The sequence below is a fragment of the Ruegeria sp. K5 genome (assembly GCF_056531805.1).
On the sequence record NZ_JBQFML010000014.1, the window covers coordinates 1 to 24,939 of the forward strand.

The 24,939-nt window shown below is 60.4% G+C and carries 22 protein-coding genes, 1 other RNA gene and 1 riboswitch; of the genes, 13 read left to right on the forward strand and 10 right to left on the reverse strand.

Translation table 11 applies throughout. The annotated features are described in order from the left end of the window. Positions 1-76: 76 nt before the first annotated feature. A complete protein-coding gene (locus tag ACR0MO_RS20250; protein WP_170624537.1) occupies positions 77-946 on the reverse strand; it encodes a TauD/TfdA family dioxygenase in 870 nt (289 codons plus the stop codon). A gap of 31 nt (positions 947-977) precedes the next feature. Continuing rightward, positions 978-2,735 carry a DNA polymerase III subunit gamma/tau gene (locus ACR0MO_RS20255; RefSeq protein WP_480893080.1) on the reverse strand — a complete coding sequence of 586 codons (1,758 nt, stop codon included), beginning with the start codon at positions 2,733-2,735 and terminating at the stop codon, positions 978-980. Between the two features lie 173 nt (positions 2,736-2,908). Here ACR0MO_RS20255 and ACR0MO_RS20260 point away from each other — a divergent pair, with 173 nt between their 5' ends. Further along, positions 2,909-3,421, forward strand: a complete 513-nt coding sequence (locus ACR0MO_RS20260) for a phosphatase domain-containing protein (protein ID WP_170455113.1) — start codon at positions 2,909-2,911, stop codon at positions 3,419-3,421. Here the strand turns inward: ACR0MO_RS20260 and ACR0MO_RS20265 are convergent. Beyond that, entirely contained in the window at positions 3,413-3,820 is a 408-nt protein-coding gene (locus tag ACR0MO_RS20265) for a hypothetical protein (RefSeq protein ID WP_480780933.1), read from the reverse strand. The genes ACR0MO_RS20260 and ACR0MO_RS20265 overlap by 9 nt on opposite strands. An 88-nt stretch (positions 3,821-3,908) precedes the next feature. Beyond that, positions 3,909-4,129: riboswitch (cobalamin riboswitch) on the reverse strand. Between the two features lie 158 nt (positions 4,130-4,287). Between ACR0MO_RS20265 and ACR0MO_RS20270 the strand changes: the two genes are divergently transcribed. Next, positions 4,288-5,145, forward strand: coding sequence for an alpha/beta hydrolase family protein (locus tag ACR0MO_RS20270; RefSeq protein WP_480893082.1), 858 nt, complete (start codon positions 4,288-4,290; stop codon positions 5,143-5,145). 29 nt (positions 5,146-5,174) lie between these two features. Here the strand turns inward: ACR0MO_RS20270 and ffs are convergent. Continuing rightward, an RNA gene (gene ffs / locus ACR0MO_RS20275) (signal recognition particle sRNA small type) lies at positions 5,175-5,273 on the reverse strand. A 39-nt stretch (positions 5,274-5,312) separates the two neighbouring features. Continuing rightward, on the reverse strand, positions 5,313-7,190 hold the full coding sequence (locus tag ACR0MO_RS20280; RefSeq protein ID WP_480893084.1) for a bifunctional 2',3'-cyclic-nucleotide 2'-phosphodiesterase/3'-nucleotidase: 1,878 nt from the start codon (positions 7,188-7,190) through the stop codon (positions 5,313-5,315). Positions 7,191-7,372: 182 nt separating this feature from the next. Here ACR0MO_RS20280 and nudC point away from each other — a divergent pair, with 182 nt between their 5' ends. Both nudC and ACR0MO_RS20290 read left to right on the forward strand, forming a co-directional pair. Beyond that, a complete protein-coding gene (gene nudC, locus ACR0MO_RS20285) occupies positions 7,373-8,356 on the forward strand; it encodes an NAD(+) diphosphatase (protein ID WP_480627324.1) in 984 nt (327 codons plus the stop codon). Between the two features lie 33 nt (positions 8,357-8,389). After that, complete coding sequence (locus ACR0MO_RS20290; protein ID WP_480627317.1) at positions 8,390-8,857, forward strand: SRPBCC family protein; 468 nt, start codon at positions 8,390-8,392, stop codon at positions 8,855-8,857. A gap of 60 nt (positions 8,858-8,917) precedes the next feature. Here ACR0MO_RS20290 and ACR0MO_RS20295 read toward each other — a convergent pair whose 3' ends face one another. After that, on the reverse strand, positions 8,918-9,751 hold the full coding sequence (locus tag ACR0MO_RS20295; protein WP_170455103.1) for a prephenate dehydratase: 834 nt from the start codon (positions 9,749-9,751) through the stop codon (positions 8,918-8,920). Between the two features lie 120 nt (positions 9,752-9,871). On the opposite strand from ACR0MO_RS20295, the gene ACR0MO_RS20300 reads away from it, so the two are divergent. The 6 genes from ACR0MO_RS20300 to ACR0MO_RS20325 all read left to right on the forward strand — a co-directional run bounded on the left by ACR0MO_RS20300 (position 9,872) and on the right by ACR0MO_RS20325 (position 16,565). Further along, the gene (locus tag ACR0MO_RS20300) at positions 9,872-10,387 is read left to right on the forward strand and encodes a c-type cytochrome (protein ID WP_170624701.1); all 516 of its coding nucleotides are present in this window, start codon (positions 9,872-9,874) and stop codon (positions 10,385-10,387) included. 170 nt (positions 10,388-10,557) lie between these two features. Further along, positions 10,558-12,468 carry an extracellular solute-binding protein gene (locus tag ACR0MO_RS20305; protein ID WP_170455101.1) on the forward strand — a complete coding sequence of 637 codons (1,911 nt, stop codon included), beginning with the start codon at positions 10,558-10,560 and terminating at the stop codon, positions 12,466-12,468. A 1-nt stretch (position 12,469) separates the two neighbouring features. Continuing rightward, positions 12,470-13,564 carry a microcin C ABC transporter permease YejB gene (locus tag ACR0MO_RS20310; RefSeq protein WP_170455099.1) on the forward strand — a complete coding sequence of 365 codons (1,095 nt, stop codon included), beginning with the start codon at positions 12,470-12,472 and terminating at the stop codon, positions 13,562-13,564. Then, positions 13,565-14,671, forward strand: a complete 1,107-nt coding sequence (locus ACR0MO_RS20315; RefSeq protein ID WP_170455097.1) for an ABC transporter permease — start codon at positions 13,565-13,567, stop codon at positions 14,669-14,671. After that, entirely contained in the window at positions 14,668-14,985 is a 318-nt protein-coding gene (locus tag ACR0MO_RS20320; RefSeq protein WP_170624528.1) for a hypothetical protein, read from the forward strand. The genes ACR0MO_RS20315 and ACR0MO_RS20320 overlap by 4 nt, the downstream gene beginning before the upstream one ends. A 2-nt stretch (positions 14,986-14,987) precedes the next feature. Beyond that, on the forward strand, positions 14,988-16,565 hold the full coding sequence (locus tag ACR0MO_RS20325; protein WP_170624699.1) for an ABC transporter ATP-binding protein: 1,578 nt from the start codon (positions 14,988-14,990) through the stop codon (positions 16,563-16,565). A gap of 19 nt (positions 16,566-16,584) precedes the next feature. On the opposite strand, the gene ACR0MO_RS20330 is transcribed toward ACR0MO_RS20325, so the two are convergent. Further along, on the reverse strand, positions 16,585-18,513 hold the full coding sequence (locus ACR0MO_RS20330; protein ID WP_170524036.1) for an elongation factor G: 1,929 nt from the start codon (positions 18,511-18,513) through the stop codon (positions 16,585-16,587). Between the two features lie 214 nt (positions 18,514-18,727). Beyond that, on the reverse strand, positions 18,728-20,083 hold the full coding sequence (hemN, locus tag ACR0MO_RS20335) for an oxygen-independent coproporphyrinogen III oxidase (protein WP_480893088.1): 1,356 nt from the start codon (positions 20,081-20,083) through the stop codon (positions 18,728-18,730). A gap of 61 nt (positions 20,084-20,144) precedes the next feature. Here hemN and fnrL point away from each other — a divergent pair, with 61 nt between their 5' ends. Next, entirely contained in the window at positions 20,145-20,888 is a 744-nt protein-coding gene (gene fnrL, locus ACR0MO_RS20340) for a transcriptional regulator FnrL (RefSeq protein WP_170634361.1), read from the forward strand. 48 nt (positions 20,889-20,936) lie between these two features. Here fnrL and ACR0MO_RS20345 read toward each other — a convergent pair whose 3' ends face one another. Both ACR0MO_RS20345 and ACR0MO_RS20350 read right to left on the reverse strand, forming a co-directional pair. Continuing rightward, entirely contained in the window at positions 20,937-21,344 is a 408-nt protein-coding gene (locus ACR0MO_RS20345; RefSeq protein ID WP_480627310.1) for a hypothetical protein, read from the reverse strand. Positions 21,345-21,545: 201 nt separating this feature from the next. After that, the gene (locus ACR0MO_RS20350; RefSeq protein ID WP_170455085.1) at positions 21,546-22,385 is read right to left on the reverse strand and encodes a universal stress protein; all 840 of its coding nucleotides are present in this window, start codon (positions 22,383-22,385) and stop codon (positions 21,546-21,548) included. A gap of 196 nt (positions 22,386-22,581) precedes the next feature. Here ACR0MO_RS20350 and ccoN point away from each other — a divergent pair, with 196 nt between their 5' ends. Together ccoN and ccoO are read left to right on the forward strand one after the other, a co-directional pair. Then, positions 22,582-24,189, forward strand: a complete 1,608-nt coding sequence (ccoN, locus tag ACR0MO_RS20355) for a cytochrome-c oxidase, cbb3-type subunit I (protein ID WP_170455084.1) — start codon at positions 22,582-22,584, stop codon at positions 24,187-24,189. A 14-nt stretch (positions 24,190-24,203) separates the two neighbouring features. After that, complete coding sequence (gene ccoO / locus ACR0MO_RS20360; protein WP_170455081.1) at positions 24,204-24,932, forward strand: cytochrome-c oxidase, cbb3-type subunit II; 729 nt, start codon at positions 24,204-24,206, stop codon at positions 24,930-24,932. The last annotated feature ends 7 nt before the right edge of the window (positions 24,933-24,939 follow it).

The following is a 24,939-nucleotide window of genomic DNA, read 5'->3' on the forward strand; positions in this document are numbered from 1 at the left end:
CGGGCCCAAGGCCGCTCAGGGGCATCGGCGTCAGCCGATGGCCCGTGGCGGGCGCGGGAGTGTTCCGGGAATCGGATCACACCATGCGAACGCGGTTCAGCCCGTCCGTTTCGGTTACGGAACAGCAGATCGACCGCAACGTGCGCGGATGGTTGTAATCCCAAGGCCGCCCACGGTGCAGCGTCGCCCGCTCGTCCCAGATCAGGACGTCGCCCGCGGTCCATTGATGCGAATAGACATATTCGGGCCGGGTGCAAAAGGCGATGGCCTCGTCCAGAATGGCCTGGCTTTCCTTGTGCCCCAGCCCTTCGATGGCGAAGGCGTGGGATGCTATGAACAGGGCCTCTTCGCCCGTCACGGGGTTCGGCCAGATTGCCCGCCAGGGCCGATCGGGCCAGCGGGTCATCCGGGGCAGGGCTGCCAGATCGGCATCGATTTTCATGCGGGAATGCGACAGCCTGTGCCAGATGATGGCGTCTTGCAGCGGTTCTTTCAGGTGGCCGGGCATCTCGGCCCAGGCAGCGCGTGTCGAGGCAAGTTCCGTCTCGCCGCCGCTGGGTGGGACCACGAGGGCGGTCAGAATATTGATCAGTGCAGGGGTAGGCAGGAATGTGCTGTCTGTGTGCCACAGCATATTGGCCTGCAAATCCAGCAGGCGCAGATCGTCGCGGGCGCGCAAGCCGTCCTCTGTCTGATTGGACAGTTCAGACACCTGAAACTCCACATCGCGCCCCGCCGCCATCTGTTCCCGGTTTTCCAGCGGCCCAAACAGTTCGCCCAGACGCATGTGATCGTCATCCGAGATGCTCTGCCCCGAAAAAAGCAGGGCGGAATGCGTTTCGAAGGCGTGCCGGATCTGGGGGTAGAGGTTATCCTGCGTGACCTCGCGCAGGTCGACGTCATGAACAATCAGGCCGAATTTGGGGTGCAGCGGGGTTGTGCGCATCAGGCTCCTCGGTCATGGGGCGGGGGTCGACTTAATCCTCTTCGAACGGGTCCCATTCATCCTCGACCTCTGGCAGGGCTTCGGTTTCGACCTGTGCCGCGCGTTGTTCGGGGGTTTCTATTCTGGTGATCTTGGCCTTTGGGAAATGCGCCAGAACGGCTTGAACCAGCGGGTGCTCCGAGGCTTCTTCCTTCAGCGCCAGTTCCGCCCTGTCGCGAATTTCGGCAATCGTCGGCGCGTCGCCATCGGACACAATCGCCACGGCCCAGCGATTGCCTGTCCACCGCTGCAGAGCCGAACCCAGCCGTGGGGCCAGATCGTTCGGGGCCTGCAGCGCGGGCGTGAACTCGATCCGTCCCGGCTGATAGGAAACCAGCCGCACGCCGTTTTCGACCTCGACCAACAGTTTCACATCACGGTTGACGCGGATCAGCTCGACCACGTGATCGAAGCTGGGATAGCGCGCCAAAGCGGCCTGCGTGTCCTGGGCCAGCGCCGCGACCGGAGCACCCCCTGCCCCGCGAGGCGCAGGCGCATAGGCCGGTGCTGCGCGCGCTTCAACCGGTGCAGTGCCGTTACCGTGGGTCGGCATACCGCCGCCCGGTCCGCCATTTGGTGGCGCAGGTGTATCCTGCAGACGTTTGATCAGTTCTTCCGGACTGGGCAGATCGGCCACATGGGTCAGACGGATCACAGCCATCTCGGCGGCCATCATCGCGTTGGGGGCGGCCGAGACCTCCTCCAGCGCCTTCAACAGCATTTGCCACATGCGGGTCAGCACACGCATGGGCAGGGCGTCGGCCATCTGCTGGCCACGGGCGCGCTCGTCAGGGGATACTGTCGGATCCTCGGCTGCGTCCGGCGTGATTTTGACGACCGAGACCCAATGGGTGATCTCGGCCAGATCACGCAGCACCGCCAGCGGGTCGGCCCCTTCGGCATATTGCGCGCTAAGCTCGGTCAGGGCCCCGGCGGCATCGCCGCGCAGGATCATATCCATCAGGTCCAGCACCCGGCCACGGTCGGCCAGCCCCAACATGGCGCGCACCTGGTCAGCGGTGGTTTCGCCTGCGCCATGAGAAATCGCCTGATCCAGCAACGAGGTTGCGTCGCGGGCAGACCCCTCGGCCGCGCGGGTGATCAATGCCAGCGCGTCCTCGGCAATCTCGGCCCCTTCGGCGCTGGCGATCTTTTGCAGCAGACCGATCATATCTTCGGGCTCGATCCGGCGCAGGTCGAAGCGCTGGCAGCGGGACAGGACCGTGACCGGGACCTTGCGAATCTCGGTGGTGGCGAAGATGAACTTCACATGTTCGGGCGGCTCCTCCAGCGTCTTGAGCAGCGCGTTGAAGGCGCTGGTCGAGAGCATGTGAACCTCATCGATGATGTAAATCTTGTAGCGGGCCGAGGCGGCGCGGTAGCGGACGCTGTCGATGATTTCGCGAATATCATTGACGCCGGTACGGCTGGCGGCGTCCATCTCCATCACGTCGACATGGCGGCCTTCCATGATGGCCACGCAATGCTCGCACTGACCGCAGGGTTCGGTCGTGGGGCCACCAGCGCCGTCCGGCCCGATGCAGTTCATACCCTTGGCGATGATCCGCGCCGTGGTTGTCTTGCCGGTGCCGCGTATGCCGGTCATGACAAAGGCCTGGGCTATCCTGTCGGCTTCGAACGCATTTTTCAGCGTGCGCACCATCGCGTCCTGACCCACCAGATCAGCAAAGGTTTCCGGACGGTATTTGCGGGCGAGAACCTGATAGGCGGGGCTGTCTGTGTCGGTCATGTCTGCTCTGGCGGATTCGGGACGTCGTCGCAGCGTAGTGGTCGCTGCAGCCCGCGTCCACCGCGCGGTTGGCGAAATTTGGTTTGGAAAGACCCGAGATCGGCGTAAACTGGAATCTCAGTATTTTTGAAGCACATTTTAAAAGCAGGCTTGGGTTTGGGAGGAAATCTTTGATGTCGCAACTGGTCGTCTACGCGCTGCAAGTCGGAGGCGGAACACTTGCGCTGACCTCGATGCCGGGACGCGGCGGAGATTATGCGGGCGATCTGGATACAATCGCGGATTGGAAACCCGGTCTTGTGATCTCGATGACCACGGAAGTTGAGATGCTGCAGGACGGGGCCCGGACCTTTGGCAGTGACATTCAGGGCCGCGCCAGCCGATGGGTTCATTTGCCGGTCGAGGATTTTGGCGCCCCGCCGCGCGCCGTTCAGGATCGGTGGGGGTCGGTCAGCGCATCGGCGCGGCAGGCTTTGTCCGGCGGTGGCCGGGTGCTGGTGCATTGCCGGGGTGGGTGCGGGCGATCCGGTATGGTGGTCTTGCGCCTGATGCTGGAATGCGGGGAACCGGCAGACAAGGCGCTGGCCCGGTTGCGGGCCCTGCGCCCCTGCGCGGTGGAAACCGACGAGCAGATGGCATGGGCCACGAAAGCGACCCACGCACCTTTGGATGCGCGCTCAGGCTGATACCCGCGCCGGTTCCTGCACTGGTCTTGAAGGTCTCAGGGCCAAGACCTCAAGCATGGCGCAAGGCGTTCTTGGCAAGGCCCCGGACGGAAGGGCCGCGCATGTCTCGTTAAAAATCAGGTCGGCATAGGTATCCAGCGTTTGGATCGGCGTGTCCGCCTCGGTCCCGCAGAAGATGCGTATCTGTTCTGGTCCGGCGCGAAAGCGGGCCATGCACCCTTGCGCGCAATGCGTCAGGTCGCTGCTACCTTCGATTTCGAATCCTTCGCTGGTGACGTGGTCGGCCTTGTTCATTGCCTCGGCCAGCGCGCGTGCCATGCGCGCCATTGCGGGGCAGGGCCCGCCTGTGCGTTGGCAAATGGTCGCCACGTATTCGTGGGTTTTTGTCTTCCAGATCATCCTGCGCCCTCCGCGCGGCGGACGGGGGATGATACAGGTGAGACAGAAGAAACGCTGTCAGGACCTGCCCGGACACCCCGCCCGAGTTTCGGTTACGTTGATGATGGCAGGTCTCCTGACTTGCGGGTCGTTGCTTTGCCGACCTTCCCAGCCTTTCGGCCAGTGGCATTCCGGCATCGCTTACCGCTTACAGTTGCGGGGGCAGTCGCGGCCTTGGTTCCTTCCGGTTTGACCGGGCAGAACCGCACCGTGTTCCCTTTTCATCCCGACCTATTGTGTGGATCGGAAACCATCACACAACAGCTAGCGTCTGTTCGCGTTCTGAGTCAAGCGCGGTTTTGGGTGTCGCGTACACATGTCTTGTGCCGGGCGACGTGTGGTCAAGTGGCAGCGGGGTTGACTCGGCTGCGGGTTGTTGTGCCTCTTGGGCAGGTAAACCGATTGGTTCAGAAAGGCCCGCAGGTTCGATGTTGGACACGCAACAGCACGTGAAGATCGAGGATTTTCAGTTTCCCGCTGGCCCGGCGCACCTGTCGGCGCGGCTGTATCGGCCTTTTACTGATCCCGAAACGGTGGTGGTACTGAACGGGGCGACCGGTGTGCCGCGCGACTACTACCAGCACTTTGCCCGGTGGTTGGCTGCCGAGCGTGGCATGGCCTGCCTGACGTACGACTATCGCGATTTCGGTCACTCTGTTTCCGGCCCCATGCGCGACTCGCAGGTCACGATGTCGGACTGGGCCCTGATCGATATGCCCGCAGCACGGGCCGAGATGCGCCGAAGGTTTCCCGACGCCCGGCAGTGGAGCATTGGTCATTCCGTCGGCGGAATGCTGGGGCCGATTCAGCCGGATATCGACCAGATCGACCGGATGATCTGTGTTTGCTCGGGGTTGGTGACGCTGTCCGATCACCCATGGCCCTATCGGGGGTTGGCCTGGGCGTTCTGGCATGGGCATGTACCGCTGCTTGTGAAAGCCCTGGGGTATCTGCCCGGCAAAGCCATTGGGTTCGGTGCCGATCTGCCGGGCTCTGTCTATTGGCAATGGCGCAGGTGGTGCACCGCACCTTTGAATTATGTGCCTGAGATCGGGCAAAAACTGCCACTGGCGCGCTGGGCGGATCTGGGTGTTCCGGTAGATCTGTTCACCAGCGACGACGATCAGACCGTCCCGCCACAAGCCGTATGGCGTCTGGCGGATCTGTATGGGCCGGACGCGCGGCGGCACCTGTTGTCACCCAAGGAGTTCGGAGTGAAAGAGATCGGCCATATCGGCGCATTTGCCCGCCGGAATTCGGCAATCTGGCCCCGGTTGGTTGCCTGATTGTGCTGATGAGCGGATACGTGGGGGAAAGGTGAGAGGTTGGACATCGACCCAAGCGGGGCTCGTTGTGGCTGCTTCCTTCCGGACCTGACCAGGTTGGCGAGGCGCTCGCCCGCGCCAACCTCTCAGCGCTTGATATAGGGAAGCCTGGGGAAAATGACAACCCGTCAGAGTGTCAGCCGGATGCGTTCGAACCCCTGCGGGTCCGGGTCCAGAACGATAGGGTCGTAGTTCTGCAATTCGGGCAGGTACTTCAGCGCGCCGGGCCCCGTACTGAGGATTGCCTGAACCCCGGCCTGCGGCGTGAACGAAAACGGATGAACCGCCTGAGACAGCGGGTCGGCGGGCAGGTTCCCGGTCAGATAATCGCGGAGGATTCGCTTGATATCTATTGCGGGCAGGTTGATCGGCTCAGCCGTTTCCACAAACGGGAAATGCCCGCCACCATTGGCGCGGTAATTGTTGAGCGCGACCACAAAATCCTGATTGGGGTCAAGCGTAGACCCGTCAATTCTGGCCTGCCGGATACGGCGGTGAGAATTGTCGATCAACTGCCCCCGAGCGTCAAACCGGGCCGGGTAGGACAGGTCGATCTGGTAGGTCAGGCCAAATAGAAGGTCGAAATTGTACCCAACCCGACCGGGGTCGATCAGATCGGTCTCGGCGTCGCGACGCAGGGTGTTGAAAAGACCCGCCGACATCTCAAGCCAGTCCAGCACCTGAGCGCCGCTGACCTTCACCGCCCTCAGTTCGTTCGGAAAGACGTAAAGGTCCGCAATGTGGCGCAAACAAACCTCGCCCGCCGGGACATCGGTATAATAGCGCGGCCCGGACCGACCGCCGCATTTATAGGGCGAAACGGCGGACAACATGGGCAAATTGGCCAGTGCAGTGCCGGACAGATAGGGGCGTAGTGCAGCAGCTTGCGCCGAGGCCACCAATGCCAACCCCCGATCAACGGCGCAAAAGCTGAAATAGCTGTGCATCGGTTGTGCGATTCGCGCCACCGGCTCGGCCATCTTGGTGCGGGTTCGGGCGTGCACGGGTGCAAAAAGCCGGACCATGTCGGGATCCTCTGGCGTTTCAGGGGTGGGTTTGTTTTGGCGAAGCGGTCTCAACCCGACCTGCTGGTCGGTGACTTGCCACCCGAGATCGGCAGAGTGGGACAGGTTCAGATCAATCACGCCCAGATGACTTCCTGCAGACCCGGGCATGACAACCGGTTTGCCATGGACCAATCCGGCCTCAGGGTCGACATGGGCCAGCCCCTGATGGTCGTTGCCGGGAAGGGTCAGGTGTGTGTGCCCGGCCACGAGGGCATCAATGCCGTCAATGGCGGCCAACGGGATCACGGCATTCTCCAACCCCGGTACATCCTGAACCTGACCGAGGCCGGAATGGGCCAGCGCGATGACCAGGTCACACCCCGCCGATTTCAGGGTCTGCACGGTGCGTCGCGCCGCTTTCAGACAGTCCGCGATCGTGATGTCATCGCCCAGATGATGCGCTTCCCATTGCGCGGTCTGAGGGGGCAAAACCGACAACACGCCCACGCGGATGGGAATGTCTTGCCCGTTCAGCGAAATCGATCGGTCAAGCACCGCATGGCCCTGCCAGCGTTGCGAAACCCCAGACCGGCGGCGCATATTGCTGCACAGGACGGGACATGGAGCCTGATCAAGAACAGTGTCCAGCACCTCCAGCCCAAAGCCGAAATCGTGATTGCCAAGCCCGACGGCGTCATAGTGCAGGGACGCAAACCCTTGCATCATTGGATGGCCGTCAGGGTCCTGTACCGCCTGATCGCCCAGCGGCGTGCCCTGAAGCGCATCGCCATTGTCGAACAGCAAAACAAGTGCGCCGTCTGCTTCGGTTCGTGCTGCGCGGATCAGACTGGCGGTTCGCGTGAATCCGATCGTGGGGTCCGGCTGATCCGAGTAATAGTCGAAACCGGTCAGATTCATGTGCAGATCAGTTGTCGCGAGAATACGAATATGCACATCCGAACTTTCAGTTTGACCCGGTCTAAAAGGTCCAGTTTTCACTCTTGAATTCTACTATTGGATGCTGGTGCTAAATCAAAATCAACAATTGGTAGACTTAATGCCAATGTTTCCAGGCCTGTGCAAGCATTGCCTCTGGCCGCGCATGGCCCGGCACCGCGAAAGGCCATTGCAACGCCGGGGCAGTCATGGCAGCCCTGTCAGCAAAGCCGAAGGGGCAGGTGATGATAAATGCAGAACAGGTGACTTTCGGTGGCGCGGGTCTGAACCGTGCGGCCCATATTCGGGGCGACGCCGAGAAGTTGTCACAAGCACAAGGCGATCCGGCAGCCAGATGTGTTCTGCTGTGGCGCGGTAAACTGCTGGTGCAGGGTGACAGGCTGGATCGGTTGGCTTTGCAGCCCATGTCTCATCCCCTGATCACACGTGGACCCGGAGGGATTGTTTCTGCCCCGATCTTTCTGGGGCTGGATGCTTCAGATGCTCCTTTGTTTGCGCTGGATATTTCGAACTGGGCCGCCGAAGGGCTGGACCTGACCGGTGTTGGCGCGTTTGTCGACCGGACCGAACAGCAACATCCCGACCTGCCCGAAGGCCATGTCTTTGCCGAGCTGCGCCGGATCATGACCCGCCTGTCGCCCCTTGATGCCGAACTGGCGGCGACGGCCAAGGCGGTAATCGGCTGGCATGAAACGCATAAATTCTGCGCCAAATGCGGCGCGCCCAGTGAAATCTCGCAGGCCGGGTGGCAGCGCAGTTGCCCGACCTGCGGCGCGCAGCATTTTCCGCGTACGGATCCGGTTGTCATTATGCTGATCACCCATGGTGACGCGGTGCTGATGGGCCGCTCGCCCGGCTGGCCCGAGGGGATGTATTCGCTGCTGGCTGGGTTTGTCGAACCGGGCGAAACGCTTGAGGCCGCCGTACGGCGCGAGGTGATGGAGGAGGCAGGCGTGCCGGTCGGTGCGGTCTCGTACCTGTCCAGCCAGCCCTGGCCGTTCCCGGCCTCGCTGATGTTCGGCTGCGCGGGCGAGGCGCTGTCGCGTGACATCGTGATCGATCCGGTCGAGATTGAAGACGCGATGTGGGTCAGCAAAACGGAAATAATGCAGGCTTTCGCAGGCGAGCATCCAACCCTGCTGCCCGCTCGAAAAGGGGCCATCGCGCATTTTCTGTTGCAAAACTGGCTTGCGGACACGCTGGACTAAGGAAAAACTGGACAAAAGGCAGCAAAGGCAGACATGCAGTTTTCAGCGCGCGAAGATATCGAAGCCCCGATCAATTCGGTATTCGAAATGGTTGCCGATTTCGAACGGTTCGAGCGTATGGCCATGCGGCGCGGCATCGATGTTCGGCGCACGACCCAAGACGCCCCGGTCGAGGCCGGGACCACCTGGGAGACCGAGTTCAAACTGCGCGGCAAACCGCGTCAGATGTCGGTGGTGATGACCGATTGCGACCGCCCCGCGCAAATGCGGTTCGAAGCCAACAGCAAAGGTATGAGCGGCATCACCACGGTTGATTTTCTGGCCCTGTCACAACGCAGAACCCGCCTGAGCGTTGAAATGTCGCTCAGCGCCAAATCCCTGCCCGCCCGGCTGTTGCTGCAATCGATGAAGCTGGGTCAGGCCCGGTTCCGCAAACAGTTTCAGATCCGCTTGGGCGAGTTTGCCCGCGAGTTGGAGCAGCGCCACAAGCACGGGGCTTAGGGCGCGGTTCGCGGTTCCGGCGGTCAGAATTCAATTCATCCCGACCGTGACAACCCCGCATCAACCGCGCGGTTGCGCTGCCGGGTAGACGCCCAGGATCTCGACATTGGTTGTAAAGTGCTCAAGCTCGTCCATGGCCAGTTGCACGTTCCGGTCGTCCGGGTGCCCGACGATGTCTGCGTAGAACTGCGTCGCCGTGAACGAGCCATCCAGCATGTAGCTTTCCAGCTTGGTCATGTTGATGCCGTTGGTGGCAAAGCCGCCCATGGCCTTGTACAGCGCGGCCGGGATGTTGCGCACCTGAAACACGAAGCTGGTGATCATCTCATGCGCCCCCCGGCGAGACAGGTCGGCCTGGCGGGACATCAGCAAAAAGCGCGTGGTGTTGTCGCCGTGATCCTCGATATGGCGGGCCAAGACGTTCAGGCCGTAAATCTCTCCGGCCAGTTCGCTGGCCAGCGCGGCGGAATGAATGTCACCGGCCTCGGACACTTCGCGCGCGGCACGTGCGTTATCGGGGCTGACGCGTCCGCGAATGTCGTGTTCACGCAGGAACCCTGCACATTGGGGCAGCAGCACAAGATGCGAGTGCGCCTCGGTGATGTCTTCCAGTTTTGCACCCGGCACAGCGAGCAGGTTGATATGAACCCGAACAAACGCCTCTTCGATGATATGCAGACCGCTGTGCGGCAACAGCCGGTGAATATCGGCCACCCGCCCGTAGGTCGTGTTTTCCACCGGCAGCATCGCCAGATCAGCCTCGCCCGAGCGGACCGATTCGATCACATCCTCGAAGGTGCGGCAGGGCAGAGCCTCCATTTCCGGGCGCGCGTTGCGGCAGGCCTCGTGACTGTAGGCGCCGGGTTCGCCTTGAAAAGCAATGCGATTGGTCATTTGGTCGATTCCGTGCAACAAGTTCCAGAATTGGGCGTTTCGTCGCGGTGTCTATACCTTGCCTCTCGTCAGGGGAAGCCTTAGACACCTGCACAGACAGCTGAAATGGACACGCGATCAATGTTCGACACGATGACAGTTACCAAGGCCGCAGCAGGCCTGTTCGGCACTTTCCTGGTGCTGCTTCTTGCCAAATGGGGTGGCGACATCCTTTACCATTCGCATGGTGGCCACGGTGATGCGCAGGCCGCATATATCATCGAAACCGAAAGTTCGGGCGAAAGCGCCGACGGCGAAGAGGTGGTATTCGAGGATCTGCTGGCCGCCGCCGACGTCGAAAAAGGCGCAAAAGTCTTCCGCAAGTGCACCGCGTGCCACAAGCTGGAAGATGGCGCAAACGGCACCGGCCCGTACCTGTACGGCGTAGTGGACCGTCCGCTGGGCACGGCCGAGGGTTTTGGCGGTTACTCGGCAGGCATGCTTGCGCATGGCGGCAACTGGACACCCGAAGCCCTGGACGCGTTCCTGACACGCCCCAGCGACTATATCTCGGGCACGACCATGAGCTTTGCGGGCCTGAAAAAGCCGCAAGAGCGCGCGGATGTGATTGCTTACCTGCAGACCATCGGCAACTGATTGCCCTCACGAATGTGAAAATCCCAAAGCCGTTGCCTTGTGCAGCGGCTTTTTTTGTGCCGAAAATCTTCACAAAGCGTTCACGCATTCTAAACTTGAATCATCCAAGGCTGGCGATTTAGCTAGCCGGACCGACATAGAAGATGACAACGATCCAGAGGACGAGCCATATGAAACCCCTCCTGCCTGCTTCGCGCGAGATGACCGTTCGGCATTGGGGGGCGGTTCTGGGAATGATGGCAACCACCGCTTTTGGATCGGTAGGAATTGCGCAGGCGAATGACGAGAACATCACGCGCAGCCACGGGTATTCCTACTTTGGAAATCTGGACTATCCGGCCGATTATCCGCATCTGAACTACGTCAATCCGGATGCGCCGAAAGGCGGAGAGTTGTCATTGGCGGCGTCTGGAACATTCGACTCGCTGAACCCTTATTCGCGCAAAGGCCGTAGCGGAGCCTTGACCACCATTCAGTATGATCGCCTGTTCGAAAGTGCAGATGACAGTGTGGGCCAGTATTATGGCGTCCTTGCGGAAAGCCTGGAATATGACGAAGGCCGAAACTACGTCATTTTCCACCTTCGGCCCGAGGCGATGTTCTGGGATGGCACGCCGGTTACGGCCGAGGATGTGGTTTACAGCCACCGTCTGTTCATCGAACAGGGGTTGCCGTCATACGCGCAAGCGGTAGGGCGCATGGTCACGGGGGCCGAGGCGTTGGACGACCACACGGTCAAATTCACGTTTAACCCCGAAGTGACGCGGCGCAGCTTGATCGAAACCGTTGGGGCCACACCGGTGTTTTCGAAAGCCTGGTTCGAGGCGGACGACTCGCGCCGTTTGGACGAACCCCGCCTGGAAGTGGCCGTTGGGTCGGGTCCGTATAAACTGGACAGCTACGACATTAACCGTCGGATCGTGTACAAACGGCGTGACGATTACTGGGGCAAGGATCTGCCGTTCAATATTGGGCGAAACAACTTCGACACCATTCGCGTCGAATACTTCGCAGACCAGACCGCAGCCTTCGAAGGCTTCAAGGCCGGTGAATACACGATCCGGATCGAGAGCGATCCCAAGCTCTGGGCGACAAGCTATGATTTCCCCAAACTGACCGAAGGTTCGGTTGTGCAGGATGAGATCGCGGATGGCAGCCCGCCGACCCCGTCTGGTTTTGTGTTCAATCTGGGCAAACCGCAGTTTGCAGACAAAAACGTACGTAAGGCGCTGGCGCTGGCGTTCAATTTCGAATGGGCAAACGAATCCCTGCTGTTCGGTCTGAACTCACCTCGCAGTTCCTTTGTCCAAGGCACGCCGTTGGAGGCGCAGGATGTTCCCACAGGGGATGAACTGGCGTTTCTGGAAACGCTGGGGGATGTCGTACCTGCGGACTTTTTGTCCGAACCGGCGATCATGGCGCATGAATCCAATTCGGCGCGGCTGAACGACCGTCGCAATCTGCGCAAGGCGTCCAAGATGCTGGACGAAGCGGGATGGCCGGTTGGCGATGGCAACCTGCGCCGAAACGCCGAGGGGCAGACCCTGAAGGTAAATATCCCTTACCCATCGAATTTGCCCACATCGACAGCTACGATGATCGAAACCTATGTGCAGAACCTTCAGGCGCTGGGCGTTGATGCGTCGGCAGAAAAGGTCGATCCGGCCCAATACACCCTGCGCAGCCGGGAACGCGACTATGACATGGTGTATTCGACCCGGTATGGCACGTTCCTCTCGACCGGCGGCGGCTTGCTGCAGATGTACGGGTCCGAGGAAGCGGCCTTTAGCTTGTTCAACCCTGCGGGACTGGCAAGCCCGCTGGTTGATGCAATCATCAACGCGTCATTCGAGACGGACAATCAGGCAGATCAGGACACAGCCCTTATGGCGCTGGATCGGGCACTGCGGTATGAGTTCTTCGTAATCCCCGTGGGATATATCGCGGACTACTGGACGGCCTATTACGACATGTATGAATACCCGGAAAACCTGCCACCTTACTCGCTTGGTCATCTGGATTTGTGGTGGATCAACCCCGAGAAAGAAGCCGCGCTGAAAGCGAAAGGCGCGCTGCGTTAAGATGGGCGCCTATATTCTAAGACGCCTGCTTTTGGTCATCCCGACCTTGCTGGGCATCATGGTGGTCAACTTCACGCTGGTGCAATTCGTGCCTGGCGGGCCGGTCGAACAGATCATTGCTCAGATCGAAGGGCAGGGGGACGTGTTCGCCGGGTTCGCAGGCGGCGGCGATGCGGGCGCCGGGGCCGAGCCCGCAGGCGGCGTATTCGACGACAAGTATGTCGGCGCTCGTGGTCTGCCGCCCGAATTCATCGCCGAACTGGAAAAAGAATTCGGCTTCGACAAGCCGCCGCTCGAACGGTTTCTGAACATGATGGGCAACTACCTGACGCTGGATTTCGGCGAGAGTTACTTTCGTTCGATCAGTGTGATTGACCTGGTGCTTGAGAAAATGCCGGTATCGATCTCGCTGGGTCTGTGGTCGACGCTGATCGCTTATCTGGTGTCCATTCCGCTGGGCATCCGAAAAGCCGTAAAGGATGGGTCAACATTCGACACCTGGACCAGCGGAACCATTATCGTGGCCTATGCCATTCCGGGGTTCCTCTTTGCGATCCTGCTGCTGGTTCTTTTTGCTGGCGGCTCTTACTGGCAGATTTTCCCGCTGCGGGGGCTGACTTCGGACAATTGGGACAGCCTCAGCCTGTTTGGCAAGATCGCGGATTACTTCTGGCACATCGCTTTGCCGATCATTGCGTTGACGATTTCGGCCTTTGCGACGTTGACGCTGCTGACCAAGAACTCGTTTCTGGATGAGATCAAGAAGCAATACGTGATGACCGCCCGCGCCAAGGGGCTGAGCGAAGGAAAAGTGCTGTATGGCCATGTCTTCCGCAACGCGATGCTGATTGTGATCGCCGGTTTCCCGGCGGTGTTCATTGGTGTGTTCTTCGGCGGATCGATCATTATCGAGACGATCTTTTCGCTGGACGGGCTGGGACGGCTGGGTTTCGAGGCCGCCGTGGCCCGGGACTATCCGGTGATCTTTGGCACCCTGTTCATCTTTGGCCTGATGGGGCTGGTCGTCGGCATTATCAGTGACCTGATGTATGTCCTTGTCGACCCGCGTATCGACTTTGAAAAGCGGGAGGGGTAGATGGCGCTTTCTCCCCTCAATCAGCGCCGCTGGCGCAATTTCCGGCGCAATGGCCGGGCGTTCTGGTCGCTGCTCATCTTCTCGGTCCTGTTCGGGCTGTCCTTGTTTGCCGAGTTCATCGCCAATGACAAACCGATCTTGGTGAAATACCAGGGCGAGTTCTATACGCCGATCTTCAACTTCTACGCCGAAACCGAGTTTGGCGGAGATTTCCAGACCGAAGCGATCTATCGCGACCCCGAGGTGATGTGTCTGATCGACAGCGGTGGTCTGGATGCGTGCTTTGACGATCCCGAGGGTATTATCGAACAGATTGATGCGGGCACGTTTGAGGCCGACGGGTTCGAACGCGGCTGGGCCATCTGGCCGCTGATCCCGTATTCCTACAACACGAGCGTTGATCGCCCGGGCGCGGCCCCGTTGCCGCCCAACGGGCAGAATCTGCTGGGAACGGATGACACCAAGCGAGACGTTCTGGCCCGCGTGATCTACGGCTTCCGCCTGTCGATCCTGTTCACTTTGATTGTCACCGGTGCGGCCAGTCTGATCGGGATATTCGCGGGCGCGATTCAAGGGTTCTTTGGCGGCTGGCTGGATCTGATCTTCCAACGCATAATCGAGATCTGGTCGGCGACCCCGTCGCTTTATGTGATCATCATCATGTTCGCCATTCTGGGGCGAAGTTTCTGGCTGCTTGTGGCGTTGATGATCCTGTTCAGTTGGACCGGACTTGTGGGCGTTGTGCGGGCCGAATTCCTGCGGGCGCGCAATTTGGAATATGTTCGTGCCGCACGCGCGCTGGGTGTGGGCAACATGACCATCATGTTCCGCCATATGCTGCCCAACGCAATGGTCGCCACGTTGACCTTTATGCCATTCATCGTCACCGGCACCATCGGTGGTCTGGCGTCGCTGGATTTTCTGGGCTTCGGCCTGCCATCCTCGGCCCCGTCACTGGGCGAGCTGACCTTGCAGGCGAAACAGAACCTGCAGGCCCCGTGGCTGGCCTTCACCGCGTTCTTCACCTTTGCCATCATGCTGTCGCTGCTGGTCTTCATTTTCGAAGGCGTCCGCGATGCGTTTGATCCCAGAAAGACGTTCTCATGACCGAAAAGGTGATCAACAGGCCGATGGAACGCCTCATCCTTGTCGCGGGGCTAGTGGCATTGGGATACATCATTCTGGTGATGGGTGGGCTCGGCTGGGAGTTCTTTACCACGCACCCCCACGGCCCGTTTCAATACGACGTCTTTGGCCTGTTTTTCCTGGTGCTGTTCGGGCCGGGTACAGCCGTTCTGATCGCCAGCGCGGTCATCTTTGCAACGAAACGGTCTTTCCCGACCTGGCTGCAGGTCGGCGCGATGCTCGGTGCCGTATGGGTGGGTTTCACGCACGCAGCGCTTGGGGGGATCAGCGTATGAAAATGTCGCTGTTGAATGTGCAGGACCTGAAAGTCTCGTTCCGGCAGGACGGTCAGGTATCAGCGGCCGTCAAAGGCGTGTCCTTCACCGTGGATCGGGGCGAAACGGTCGCCTTGGTGGGTGAATCCGGGTCGGGCAAATCCGTGACGGCCCTGTCCACGGTGTCCTTGCTGGGCGACAGCGCGATTGTCGAAGGCTCGGTGCAATATGACGGGCAGGAGATGATCGGCGCGTCCGAGGACACGCTGATGGGCGTGCGCGGCAACGATATCAGCTTTATCTTTCAGGAGCCGATGACCTCGCTTAACCCGCTGCACACGATCCAGAAGCAAATGGCCGAGTCGCTGGCTTTGCATCAGGGGCTATCAGGCGATGCGGCGCGGGACCGGATTGTGGAGCTTTTGACCAAGGTGGGTATCCGTGATCCTGAAGAACGTCTGGACAGCTATCCGCATCAACTGTCCGGCGGACAGCGGCAGCGAGTGATGATCGCGATGGCGCTGGCCAACAAGCCGGACATCCTGATCGCGGACGAGCCGACAACAGCGTTGGACGTCACCATTCAGGCGCAGATCCTCGAACTGCTGGCCGAATTGCAGAAATCCGAGAATATGGGGATGCTGTTCATCACCCATGATCTGGGGATCGTCCGTCGGATCGCGGATCGTGTTTGCGTGATGAAGGATGGCGAGATTGTTGAAACCGGTGTTACGGCTGAGATTTTCGACAACCCGCAACACCCCTATACCCGCAAGCTGCTGGCGGCTGAGCCTTCGGGCCACCCGGACCCTGTTGCACATGACGCAGAAGAGGTCGCGCGCACGGACCATCTGAAGGTCTGGTTCCCGATCCAGCGGGGTTTCCTGAAGCGCACCGTGGGTCATGTGAAGGCGGTTAATGACGCCACGCTCAGCGTAAGGGCGGGTGAGACATTGGGGATCGTCGGCGAAAGTGGCTCGGGCAAGACCACATTGGCGCTGGCCATCATGCGGCTGATTGCGTCAGAAGGCGGCATTACCTTCCGCGATCAGAACGTCCGCCGCTGGTCCACGCGGCAGTTGCGGCGACTTCGCAAGGATATGCAGATCGTGTTTCAGGACCCGTTCGGCAGCCTCAGCCCGCGCATGACCTGCCAGCAGATCATCGCCGAGGGGCTGGCCATCCATAAGGTCGATCCCCATCGTGCCCCGCGTGAGTTGGTGGCCGAAGTGATGACCGAAGTGGGCCTGGACCCGGCGTCGATGGATCGCTACCCGCATGAGTTCTCGGGCGGGCAACGTCAGCGCATCGCGATCGCGCGGGCCATGGTTTTGCGTCCGAAACTGCTGGTTCTGGACGAACCGACCAGCGCGCTGGACATGACGGTGCAGGTTCAGATCGTCGATTTGCTGCGCGATCTGCAGCGGAAATATGGGCTGGCCTATCTGTTCATCAGCCACGACCTGAAGGTAGTGCGCGCGATGTCCCACAACGTTGTTGTCATGCGCAACGGGGATGTGATCGAGATGGGCGCGGCGGAAGACCTGTTTGAAAACGCGCAAACAGACTATACGCGCGAGTTGATTGCGGCGGCGGGCTGACGCCCGCCCGACGCGTTTCTCAGGCGCTGGCCTTTTCCCGGTCGGCGGGTTTGGGAACCGGCCCGCGCAGCTCCTCATAGTGATCAAAGCTGAGCTTGACCCAACCGGTCCCGCGCGTGGCGCTGGCGAGGGTGCGGTGTAGCTCATCCTGTGCGACGGCCGGAAGCTGCGCATTGAAGATCTCCCAGCCCGAGGCGTTCGGGTTGCCCTCGAACCCCAGAACCTGCCCTTGCAGCGTGCTGATCGTTGGCACCAGATCGCCGACGAAATCCGACGGCAGGTGAATCTCGGCGGTCAGGATCGGTTGCAAGACCACGGGTTTGGCTTCGGGCAAGGCCTCGCGGACGGCGTTTTTGCCTGCGGTGCGGAAAGCATAGTCCGAACTGTCGACATTGTGGTGCTTTCCGTCGCTGAGTGTGACTTTGACATCCACCACCGGAAAGCCTTCGGGGCCCTGTACCAGCGCGTCCTTGGCCCCGTGTTCGACCGACGGGATATAGTTCTTCGGCACGGCCCCGCCCTTGACGATTTCCTCGAACTGAAAGCCCGACCCGCGCGGCAGCGGCGCGACCGAGATGACCACATCGGCAAACTGCCCGGCCCCGCCAGATTGCTTGCGATGCCGATGCCGGTGTTCGACCTGCGTGCGGATGGTTTCGCGATAGGCGGTTTCGACCGCGCTGGTTTCGATTTCGATGCCGAAATCCTCTAACAGCTTCGCCGTCACCCGCCGCATATGCTGTGGCCCTTGCGAGCCCAGAACGGAATGACCGCTGAGTTCATCCTGCTCCATTTGAAGACCCGGATCGATTTCGACCAGTCGGGTCAGGGCGTTGGACAGGCGCACGTCGTCGCGTTCATGCGCGGGCGAGACGACTTGCCGGTGCGCAACAGGGTGCGACGCGGCCCAATCCGGCAACGGTGTTGCCGCACGGCTGTCATAAATAAAACCGGGATTCAGGTGATCGGATTTGACCGCCAGACCGATCTGCCCGGCCTCCAACGCATTGATCTGGGTTTTTGCGTCCAGCGTGGTCAGGTTGCCCACGGTTTCGCCGCCCAACGCCTCGTGCGCTTTGACGCCGTCGCCCAGGCCACGCAGAACGGTGATCTTGCCGATATGTTTCTTCACATCGGCAAAGCCTGCGATGGCGCGGGCATTGTCTGCTGCTTCGTCACGCCCGGCGGCAATATCAAACTCTGGCGCTTCGTGCCGCAGGGCTTTCATCAACCGGGTCAGGCCATTGCCATGGCTCGCGGCCCCCAGACAGGCCGGGATCAACTGGTGGTTCTGCAGGACTTGCGCGGCGAGGTCATAGACCTCGGCGCTGGGGGGTTGCTTGTCCTCGATCAGTTGCTCCAGCAGGTTGTCATCGAAATCGGACAGGGTTTCCAGCAATTCGGTGCGGGCCTCCTGCTCGCGATCCTCGACCGATTGCGGCAATTCGATCAGGGCCGAGGGTTGGCCTTCCTGATATTTCCACGCGCGTTCAGAAATCAGATCGACCGCGCCGATGATCGTTTCCCCTTCGCGGATCGGGACCTGGCGCAATGCGATGTGATTGGTGCAATAGGTTTGCAGCGCCGCGATGATGTCGCGGATGCGGCCGTTGGGGTTGTCCATCCGGTTGATGAACAGAAAACAGGGGATGCCGGCCTCTTCGACCAGTCTCAGATACGGCGCGCACAGCACCGCCGCGTCCGGGTCGGGCGGCACGACGACAACTGCCGCGTCCGAGATCGCCATGGCCGGGCCGACATAAGCCAGCGCATCGCCGCCGCCATCAACGTCAACCGCGCACCATGGTTCGTCCAAGTAAGAAAAACCGTGCAAATGCACGGTTCCGGAAACGTCGAATGTTGTGGGGCGCCCGTCGAGGCGGCTGATGGCCTCGACCAGAGTGGATTTGCCCGATTGACTGGGGCCCAGGACGGTGAAAACGCGCATATGTGCTGTCCCTCTTTCAGGTTGCAGAGTGGCTGCACGAAAAGGGATGTCGAACGCAAAAGCGTCGGCACGGGATGTCTGCGAATTTACCTGCCTCGAATTGCGGACCAGTTTAACGGGCCACACCCCAAGTTTGGGGAAAACAGAAGCCTTGCGTCAAGCCCCTGTTCGAAATCTCGCGAGGCGGGCGGAAAAGCCGCCCGCGGTCTTTGGGTCAGATGGCGGAACTATGCCCGGCCTTGCTGAGGTCGTAGGCATCGAAGGTCCGCGCGATCATCCGGGTCAGGGCGCGGGCTTCGGGCGGGATGAACAGCCCGTCCTCGGTGATGCGCAGCAACCCGTCAAAAGCCGTATTCGCCGCGCTGTACATGTCGCGCAACTCTTGGGCGGTGACGTCGTAGTCGCGCAGAATCTCGGCCGAGTTGATCTTGAAATCGCACATCAGCGCTTCGATCAGCCGGGCGCGCAGCACATCCTGAGCTTTGAACAGATGCCCGCGCGAGGTTGAAAACCGCCCGTCGCGAACCGCCTTGGTATGCGCCGAGGTCGCCGGATTGTTCTGTGCGTAGCCCTGCGGGAAGCGCGAGATCGAACTGGCACCGACCCCAATCAAAACCTCGGCCTGATCGTCGGTATAGCCCTGGAAGTTGCGCTTTAGCTGCCCCGCGTTCAAAGCCCGGGTCAGGCCGTCTTCCTGTGTTGCGAAGTGGTCGATCCCGATCTCGGCGTAATTGTCCCACATGAACAGGCGGCGGGCAGTGTCGAACAGGTCCAGCCGTTGTTCGGGCGTCGGCAGCGCGTCTGATGGAATCAGCTGCTGCCGCTTGGCCATCCACGGCACGTGGGCATAGCCATAAAGCGCCACGCGGTCCGGGCTGAGCGACAGAAGCTTTTGCACGCTTTCGGTCATGCGGGCTTTGGTCTGATGGGGCAGGCCGTACAGAATATCGGCATTCAGACTGGTAATGCCGCGCGCGCGGATCATGTCGACCGCTTCGCGGGTGGTGTCATAGCTTTGAATGCGCCCGATGGTCTTTTGAATCTCATCATCGAAATCCTGCACACCGATCGAGGCGCGGTTCATGCCTGCCTCGGCCAGGGCATCCAGACGCGCATCGTCAATTTCGTTCGGGTCGATTTCGACCGAGAACTCGGCATCCGGGCCCATCGGCACAATGCCCAGGATATGCTGCGCCAGTTCGCGCATCAGGTCCGGGTTCAGCAAGGTCGGCGTCCCACCGCCCCAATGCAGGCGCGACAGCACGACGCCGTCTGGCAGGCGCGCGGCCAGCAAGTCCAGCTCGGCCTTCAGAACATCCACATAGGCAATGACCGGGTTATCCGTCTGCGTTCCTTGCGTGCGGCAGGCGCAGAACCAGCACAGCCGGCGGCAGAAGGGGACGTGGATATACAGCGAGACGGCGCTTCCGGGTTTTATTGCGGAAATCCAGTCGCCATAACGGTCAGCCCCCACGTCATTGCTGAAGTGGGGGGCGGTTGGGTAGCTCGTGTAACGCGGCACTTTCGCGTCAAATAGTCCAAGCCTTGCCAATTGTGATTTATCTATCATGACGATAACCTTATGAGGCCAACGACTTGGCTGCTTTGACAGAGATCAAGTGGGAACGCGCATGACAATTAAAGCACAGTTCGATCACGCCAATTGCGAAGACTGCCCGATTCGTCACCGGGCCGTCTGTGCACGCTGTGATGCGGATGAGTTGGAAGCCCTTGAAGAGATTAAGTATTACCGCAGTTTCGAGGCGGGTCAGACGATCATCTGGTCGGGCGATCAGATGAACTTTGTCGGCTCGGTCGTGTCGGGAATCGCCTCTTTGACCCAAACGATGGAGGATGGCCGGACCCAGATGGTGGGTCTGTTGCTGCCCAGTGACTTTGTGGGCCGACCGGGGCGCGACGCCGCGGCCTATGACGTTCAGGCCACCACGGACGTGGTGATGTGCTGCTTTCGCAAGAAACCGTTCGAGGATCTGATGAACGCGACGCCGCATATCGCGCATCGCCTGTTGCAGATGACGTTGGACGAGCTGGACGCCGCGCGCGAATGGATGCTGGTTCTGGGGCGCAAAACCGCGCGGGAAAAGATCGCCAGCCTGTTGTCGATCATTGCGCGTCGCGATGCATCGATCACGCAAAAGGGGCTGTCGGGGGCGATTGTCTTTGACCTGCCTCTGACCCGCGAGGCGATGGCCGACTACCTAGGTCTGACGCTTGAGACGGTCAGCCGTCAGATCTCGGCCCTGAAAAAGGACGGGGTGATTGCGTTGGAAGGCAAACGCCACGTGACTATTCCTGACATGGCCCGATTGATGGATGAGGCCGGGGACGATTCGGATGGTGGGTTCCTGGTCTGACCAGATCAGGCACCCGCGTTGGCTAGACCCGATTGGGTTCGCTTTGGCCTAGCTGATCTTGCTGCCCGAGCCTGATGGCGTTCGACCAGCGGATCCAGGCAGGGTCATCTGCATCAGGAAGGTCAACAGGGATGCCGCAGTGGCTCCGACCGCGATCCATCCGAAGTACCACAGCTTACCCGCCAGGGCATCTTCGGCATATGAGGCGGCGAATTGGGTCTGACCGTATTTTGCAACACCAAAAGCGAGCGCTGTGAGCACCACGGCAACAGCTAGCCTTGTTACCGGAACCGACACGCGTGCAAGCAGGGTTGCAAGGATCAGCCCGATCGGCGCGCCAAACAGCAGCGTCTTCTGTGACCACCATGGGTGAGCGCCCAGAGGTTTGGCGACATCTGCGCCGATGAGAACAGCTAAGATGACCGCAGCGGCAAGGGTTGGGATAAAGGTGCGCATTGTGCCTCCGTCGATTTGAAACCGAGGTAGGGAGTGTCCGCGCACCACGCCAGTATCGTTTCACCGCACTAGCGGGCATGTGAAGAGGCGGCAGCCCGTGTGACAGAAGGTGCCGCGAAACGGTTGTACGTTCATGTGCGCCCGAACCTGCAGCCGGTCGTACTTGATGCAGCTTTCAAAGCTCCAGGCCCGCAGCGTGGTTCAGTGGGCCAGAAAAACCGGGACGGCGGATTGTTCCAGCATGTTGCGTGTTGCGCCGCCAAGGATCGCTTCGCGAAAGCGGGAATGGCCATACGCCCCCATGACGATCATGTCGGATTCCGTATCCATCGCGTGCCGGTTCAGAATGTCCGAGACGCGGGTCATTGTCTTGCTCAGCACCTCAATCTCACATTTTACGCCGTGCCGCGCCAGCATCTGGGACAGCATCCCGCCGGGATCGGACCGGTCAGGCCCGTGGCGCGGCGGGTCGATGACCACGATACGGGCCACATCAGCCGCCTTGAGGAAGGGCAGGGCGCGGCGCACGGCGCGCATCGCCTCGATGCTTTCGTTCCACGCGATCATGATGCGCTTGGGCACCGACATCGGACGGGCGGTATTCGGGACGACCAGCACAGGCGCGTGGCCTTCGAACATGGCGGCTTCGATAATCGGTTCGGCCTCGGCGCCGCGATCCTCACCGTACGGATGCGGCAGCACGACCAGATCCGAAAACCGCGCCCGATGTGCCACATGGCGGCCAATATCTGCGATCTGGGCCACACCGCTTTCGGCTGACCAGCGGGCCCCGGTTTTGCGCAGATACTCCTTAGCGAAGGCCAGCAACTCATCCGCTTCGGCATTGGCCCGGCTGAGCGTTTCCTGAAGGATCAACGCATTTGCCCCGGCATAGTAATAGCCTGTCTGACTGCGATCGACGCCCAGACACAGGGCCTCGGCATGACCATCCTGCGCTTCGGCCAGTGCCGCCAACTGGGCAAGCGTGGCCTGTGCGCCCTGTGTTTCGGTCATGATTGTGAGAAGAGATTTATACGCCATATCGACCTCTTGACTTGGGGTCAACGGTCCCCTGCGACCAGATAACCCATTCATAGAGGTATGCGTGTCATAGAAAACGGGTGTCTGTCTTGACTCAGATCAAAGCAGCCCAGGCTGCATTTCTTCAATACAGCAAACAGTCAAAAAGGTTCCGCGCGGCACGCAAATTGCGCGGGGCACGGTAAAGGGACGCAATATGTCGAATTACATCAAGCTGATCGTGCTTGGTCTGGTCGTGGTATTTGCCGCGATCGGGTCCAATTATGCACGCGATTTGGCGTATCAGGTGCATGCGATTCTGGTGATGGTCATCGCCGGCGGTCTGTTCATCTGGACGCTTCGAAACACGGATGAGCCAGATATTCTCACTGATCGCTCGGGCGAGTACATGGATGACGTGATCCGCTACGGCGTGATCGCAACCGCCTTTTGGGGCGTGGTCGGGTTCCTTGCAGGGACCTTTATTGCGTTCCAGCTGGCCTTTCCGACGCTCAATTTCGAATGGGCGCAGGGATACCTGAACTTTGGACGGCTGCGTCCGCTGCACACCTCGGCGGTGATTTTTGCCTTTGGCGGCAACGCGTTGATCGCAACCTCGTTCTATGTGGTTCAGCGTACCAGCGCCGCACGGCTGTGGGGTGGAAACCTCGCGTGGTTCGTGTTCTGGGGCTATCAGCTGTTCATCGTGCTGGCTGCTACCGGATACGTTCTGGGCGGAACCCAGTCCAAGGAATATGCCGAGCCGGAATGGTATGTTGACCTGTGGCTGACCGTCGTCTGGGTCGCTTATCTGGCGGTCTATCTGGGCACGATCATCAAGCGGAAAGAGCCCCATATCTATGTGGCAAACTGGTTCTACCTGGCCTTCATCGTCACCGTCGCCATGCTGCACCTGGTCAACAACATGACCATCCCGGTCAGCATCTGGGGTTCGAAATCGGTCATCGTCTGGTCGGGCGTGCAAGATGCCATGATCCAGTGGTGGTACGGCCACAACGCCGTGGGCTTTTTCCTGACCGCCGGTTTCTTGGGCATGATGTATTACTTCATCCCGAAACAGGCCGAACGTCCGGTGTTTTCGTACAAGCTGTCGATCATCCACTTCTGGGCGCTGATCTTCCTGTATATCTGGGCCGGTCCGCACCACCTGCACTATACCGCGCTGCCGGATTGGGCCTCGACGCTGGGCATGGTGTTCTCGGTGATCCTGTGGATGCCGTCCTGGGGTGGCATGATCAACGGCCTGATGACCCTGTCGGGCGCGTGGGACAAGCTGCGCACCGACCCGGTGATCCGGATGATGGTGATCTCGGTCGGCTTCTACGGCATGTCCACCTTTGAAGGTCCGATGATGTCGATCCGCGCTGTGAACTCGCTGTCTCACTACACCGACTGGACCATTGGTCACGTGCATTCCGGCGCGCTGGGCTGGAACGGCATGATCACATTCGGTGCGCTGTACTTCCTGGTGCCTGTCCTGTGGAAGCGCGAGCGTCTCTACTCGCTGCAAATGGTCAGCTGGCACTTCTGGCTCGCCACCATCGGCATCGTGCTCTACGCCGCGTCGATGTGGGTGACCGGTATCATGGAAGGCCTGATGTGGCGCGAAGTGGATGCCAACGGCTTCCTGGTGAACTCGTTCGCCGACACTGTGGCGGCCAAGTTCCCGATGTATGTGGTGCGCGGTCTGGGCGGGGTCATGTTCCTCGCTGGGTCGGTGATCATGTGCTACAACCTGTGGATGACTGTGCGGAAAGCGCCGGCCCGTGAGGCCAGCCTGACCGTCGCGGTCCCGGCTGAATAAGGAGGGCCGGAGCAATGGCAATTCTCGACAAACATAAGATCCTCGAGACCAACGCGACCCTCCTGCTGATCTTCAGCTTTCTGGTCGTGACCATCGGTGGCATCGTGCAGATCGCACCGCTGTTCTATCTTGAGAATACCATCGAGAAGGTGGAGGGCATGCGCCCTTACACCCCACTCGAAATGGCGGGTCGTGAGATCTATCTGCGCGAAGGCTGCTATGTCTGCCACAGCCAGATGATCCGGCCGATGCGGGACGAGGTCGAACGCTATGGCCACTACTCGCTGGCGGCTGAATCGATGTATGACCACCCGTTCCAGTGGGGGTCCAAGCGTACCGGGCCTGATCTGGCTCGCGTCGGTGGCCGTTACTCGGACGACTGGCATGTGCGCCACCTGCGCGATGCGCAATCGGTGGTGCCAGAATCGGTGATGCCGAAATACGGCTTCCTGGAACGTCGCAAGATCGACGGTGAATATATCGGCGACATCATGGCGGCAAACGCCGTGGTCGGCACGCCCTACACCGAAGAAATGCTGGAAAACGCCGTGGCCGACTTCCGCGCGCAGGCTGATCCGGACAGCGACTATGACGGGCTGCTGGAGCGTTATGGCGACAAGGTCAATGTGCGCAACTTCGACGGTCAGTCTGATCTGACCGAGGCCGATGCGCTGATTGCCTATCTGCAGATGCTGGGCACGCTGGTCGATTTCTCGACCTTCACCCCGGCAGCCAGCCGATAACAGGAGG

Coding starts and splice junctions, on each gene's coding strand:
- ACR0MO_RS20250 (WP_170624537.1), bottom strand. CDS start 946: ATGCGCACAACCCCGCTGCACCCCAAATTCGGCCTGATTGTTCATGAC.
- ACR0MO_RS20255 (WP_480893080.1), bottom strand. CDS start 2,735: ATGACCGACACAGACAGCCCCGCCTATCAGGTTCTCGCCCGCAAATAC.
- ACR0MO_RS20260 (WP_170455113.1), top strand. CDS start 2,909: ATGTCGCAACTGGTCGTCTACGCGCTGCAAGTCGGAGGCGGAACACTT.
- ACR0MO_RS20265 (WP_480780933.1), bottom strand. CDS start 3,820: ATGATCTGGAAGACAAAAACCCACGAATACGTGGCGACCATTTGCCAA.
- ACR0MO_RS20270 (WP_480893082.1), top strand. CDS start 4,288: ATGTTGGACACGCAACAGCACGTGAAGATCGAGGATTTTCAGTTTCCC.
- nudC (WP_480627324.1), top strand. CDS start 7,373: ATGATAAATGCAGAACAGGTGACTTTCGGTGGCGCGGGTCTGAACCGT.
- ACR0MO_RS20290 (WP_480627317.1), top strand. CDS start 8,390: ATGCAGTTTTCAGCGCGCGAAGATATCGAAGCCCCGATCAATTCGGTA.
- ACR0MO_RS20295 (WP_170455103.1), bottom strand. CDS start 9,751: ATGACCAATCGCATTGCTTTTCAAGGCGAACCCGGCGCCTACAGTCAC.
- ACR0MO_RS20300 (WP_170624701.1), top strand. CDS start 9,872: ATGTTCGACACGATGACAGTTACCAAGGCCGCAGCAGGCCTGTTCGGC.
- ACR0MO_RS20305 (WP_170455101.1), top strand. CDS start 10,558: ATGAAACCCCTCCTGCCTGCTTCGCGCGAGATGACCGTTCGGCATTGG.
- ACR0MO_RS20310 (WP_170455099.1), top strand. CDS start 12,470: ATGGGCGCCTATATTCTAAGACGCCTGCTTTTGGTCATCCCGACCTTG.
- ACR0MO_RS20315 (WP_170455097.1), top strand. CDS start 13,565: ATGGCGCTTTCTCCCCTCAATCAGCGCCGCTGGCGCAATTTCCGGCGC.
- ACR0MO_RS20320 (WP_170624528.1), top strand. CDS start 14,668: ATGACCGAAAAGGTGATCAACAGGCCGATGGAACGCCTCATCCTTGTC.
- ACR0MO_RS20325 (WP_170624699.1), top strand. CDS start 14,988: ATGTCGCTGTTGAATGTGCAGGACCTGAAAGTCTCGTTCCGGCAGGAC.
- ACR0MO_RS20330 (WP_170524036.1), bottom strand. CDS start 18,513: ATGCGCGTTTTCACCGTCCTGGGCCCCAGTCAATCGGGCAAATCCACT.
- hemN (WP_480893088.1), bottom strand. CDS start 20,083: ATGATAGATAAATCACAATTGGCAAGGCTTGGACTATTTGACGCGAAA.
- fnrL (WP_170634361.1), top strand. CDS start 20,145: ATGACAATTAAAGCACAGTTCGATCACGCCAATTGCGAAGACTGCCCG.
- ACR0MO_RS20345 (WP_480627310.1), bottom strand. CDS start 21,344: ATGCGCACCTTTATCCCAACCCTTGCCGCTGCGGTCATCTTAGCTGTT.
- ACR0MO_RS20350 (WP_170455085.1), bottom strand. CDS start 22,385: ATGGCGTATAAATCTCTTCTCACAATCATGACCGAAACACAGGGCGCA.
- ccoN (WP_170455084.1), top strand. CDS start 22,582: ATGTCGAATTACATCAAGCTGATCGTGCTTGGTCTGGTCGTGGTATTT.
- ccoO (WP_170455081.1), top strand. CDS start 24,204: ATGGCAATTCTCGACAAACATAAGATCCTCGAGACCAACGCGACCCTC.